This window comes from Nocardia sp. NPDC049190 (genome assembly GCF_040648115.1).
Classification (GTDB): Bacteria; Actinomycetota; Actinomycetes; order Mycobacteriales; family Mycobacteriaceae; genus Nocardia.
On sequence record NZ_JBEZDE010000102.1, the window covers coordinates 1 to 3069 of the forward strand.

Below are 3069 nucleotides of genomic sequence, written 5' to 3' on the forward strand. Positions count from 1 at the left end.
ACCAAAACCGCAGACGAAATCCTGAAATCCCTCGCCGACTACCTCGCCAAAATCAACCCGACAACACCCCAAACTAATCAACAACTTACTTGCCTAATTTCAGGCGCGACACACTAGAGATCATGCCTGGAATGGGCCACCATCCCTTCTTCTCGCCGGGGCTCACCGAGCGGATCGCCGGCACGATCATCCGCCACACGACCTGATTCCAAGCCGCCCGCGTCCGGGCCGAAGTGACACTATGGGCGGTAGTGCCCGGTGCGGCGCGGCTCTCGGCAGGCTGTTCAGGTGCTACCGGAACATTCGCGCCGATGTTCCTCAACCCCCGGTCACGATGCCCGAACCCGACCGCCAGCGCATCGATTTCTCGTCGACTACCTGCACGGACCCCTCGCCGATACCTCTCTGCTCAACACCCCGATCCTGGTCGACCCCGGCACCGAAACCCGCGGCCGGGCTCCAGAGCTGCTCGACCAGTTTCAGCGCGGTAACCCCAGCCCCAAGGCATCGCCGCTGAGATGACGGTCATGACCGTCGAGGCTGTCTGGATGGTCAGGAACGGATGTGGTCGAGATCGGTGAGGTAGTGGTCGAGCTGGGCGATCCCGTATATGGCGCCGCGGCTTCGAACCGACAGGCGGGCGCCCCAGTCGGCGAGCATGGCGCGCATGTGGTCGGTGGTTCCGGCCTGATGCAGTTCGCGGAGAAAGGAGGCTACCTCGCGAAGTGGGACGCCGCCCTTGCGAAGGTATCGGGCCAGGTGGGCGTCGCGGATTTCGGTGCCGCCGTAGGTGCGGTAGCCGGTCGCTCGGTCGCGTGGCGGTGCGGTGATGCCGGCTCTCTCCCATTGCCGCAGCGTCGCGGGGTGTATACCGAGGCGGCGTGCCAATTGTCCGACTGTGAGCGGCTCGGAGGGATACCGGGGTGACGGAGTGCTGTTCAGTGCTTCGAGCGCTGCGGTGACCTCGGCGTGGGTCCGGCGTTCTTGTAGGAAGCCCGCGTGCAGTTCGTCCCATCGACGATAGAGGCCCACCCGATCGTTACGGTTCGCGCTGCGCATGAGGTCGACGGCGGCCTGGTGACCGTAGCCTGCGCGCAGGGCCAAGAACGTGTGCAAGGCCCGGGCGTGCAGGTCGGTGTAACGGCGGTAGCCGCTGTCGGTGCGCTCGGCCGGCGGGAGCGCACCGAGGTCCTCGTAATTCCGTACTGCCTGGGTGGACAGCCCGTGCTCGCGTGCCAGGTCGATCGGTCGCCAGGTTCTGGACTTTGAGAGTTTCACGTCATTTCCCATGGCATCGCGCCCGAAAGTTCACATAGATCGTCCAACGATAGCGTCGAAGTTGAGGTCTGTCCCAGCCTCCGCGGTTACCGGCGTCAGGGAAGCCGCACCGTCGTGTGGCGATGTTTCTGGGTGTGGCGATGTTTCTGGACACGCTCGATGTGCAGCCGTCATCGCCGCGGAAATGGGATGGCTCGGCGAATCCGGAGAGGAATTCGCCGAGCCGATGCCGTTGTTCGAACTGGCACGATCGCCGGTCCGCCGACCGATCAGAAGTGTGACCGGACAGTCACTTGGAGAGGGCCTTGCCGCCATTCGGAGCCACCGCGAACCACGTGTTACCGACACCCTGGCCGAGCAGATCACCCGGCTTCTTGTCCTTCGAGAAGTAGTACACCGGCCACCCTCCGATGGTGATTTGACATGCGCCATCGGCACGCTCGATGAAACCGACCAGCTGGGGGTCGACCCCCGAGACGTAGACCGACTGGTCACGGGCCACGGTCAGGGGCGGCCAGGTCATGGCGCACTGCCCAGCGCAGTTGGACACCGACGGCTTCGCGGTGTCCTTGTCGAACCGATAGAGCGACCGGCCCGACCCGTCCGCCACGTACTGCCCGATATTCGGGTCAATGGTCGCGGAGAGTTGTACCGCGTTCACGGTCCCGGTCGGCGCGGCTCCGCCGTAGATCTTCAGCCAGCCCTGCGTCTTCGCCACCGCGGGAGCCTGCCCTGCCGCGGGCGCCACCGACGCGGCGACAGCGGTCGACGAGGCCACCCGCGCCACCGACGACACCGTCGAGGCCGCTGGCGCAGGCTGGCCACTCTTGTCGCCACCACAGGCGCTCAGCAGCCCGGCGAGAACGACCGCGGCCGCCGTGAGCGGAACTGCGGCACGCTGAAATCGATTGGCTGAACTCATGTTTCGAACCTTCCATCGCTGTTCGATGCCGCGCACACCGGCATCTCGTCACCCTTACTACGAACTACCGCGACCACCGGTTCAGTCGGTGCGCCACCGTTACGGTGTTTGCTACGTCACACTCGCCAGCCGCGCCGTCTGCTGCAGCGACGTGCGGTCCGCTAGGTTGGTGGCTGACACCCGGTCGGCGATCAGGAGATGCGATGGAGCTGAGAACGGTGCTGAAACCAGTTGCGCGCGTGGTCAACGCCGGCGTCATGGCGTTGACCACGGCGCCATGGATCGGATCCCAGGTCAGCCGGAGCATTACGGAGATCACTTACATCGGCCGACGATCGGGGCGGACGATCAGCACACCGGTAAGTTTTCGACGTAGTGGCGACGAGATCACCATCATGGTGGCCATCCCGGACCAGAAGACATGGTGGCGCAACTTTCTCGGGGTGGGCGGCCCCATCTCGCTGCAGTTGGACAACACCGGCCGATCGGGACATGCGGTCGCCCGACGCGATGACAAAGGGCGCGTCCGTGTTCATGTGCGCCTGAACCAGGTGAACTAGCCTCCAGCAAGGGAACGCCGGTCCGTCGGGGCATACGTGTCGGATGGCCGCTGCGGCCATCGCTTGAATTGCCGATATGCAAGGGAAGGCTGCAGGAAAGCGGGTCGTTGAAACACGGATTATCTCCTGCCGGGTGACCACAGCACGCCGTAGACCGATTCCCGGGCTTCGCGGCGCGGAGCCTCTCGACCACAGAGCTGGGACGACTACGCTGGGGTGCTATGTCGGCGACGCACCGAGAGCGTGCCGGGGGTCCGGTGGCGGCAACGGATGGTTTCGTTGGTCGTGGTGCAGAGCTGGACCGGATCA

At 64.8% G+C, this 3069-nt stretch carries 3 protein-coding genes; 1 reads left to right on the forward strand and 2 read right to left on the reverse strand.

Annotated features, from left to right (window positions below; translation table 11 throughout):
* Positions 1-552: 552 nt before the first annotated feature.
* Both AB0B25_RS32010 and AB0B25_RS32015 read right to left on the reverse strand, forming a co-directional pair.
* Positions 553-1278, reverse strand: a complete 726-nt coding sequence (locus AB0B25_RS32010) for a MerR family transcriptional regulator (RefSeq protein ID WP_357187554.1) — start codon at positions 1276-1278, stop codon at positions 553-555.
* A 289-nt stretch (positions 1279-1567) separates the two neighbouring features.
* On the reverse strand, positions 1568-2200 hold the full coding sequence (locus tag AB0B25_RS32015) for a hypothetical protein (RefSeq protein WP_357187557.1): 633 nt from the start codon (positions 2198-2200) through the stop codon (positions 1568-1570).
* Between the two features lie 203 nt (positions 2201-2403).
* On the opposite strand from AB0B25_RS32015, the gene AB0B25_RS32020 reads away from it, so the two are divergent.
* Complete coding sequence (locus tag AB0B25_RS32020; RefSeq protein WP_357187559.1) at positions 2404-2760, forward strand: hypothetical protein; 357 nt, start codon at positions 2404-2406, stop codon at positions 2758-2760.
* Positions 2761-3069 lie beyond the last annotated feature (309 nt).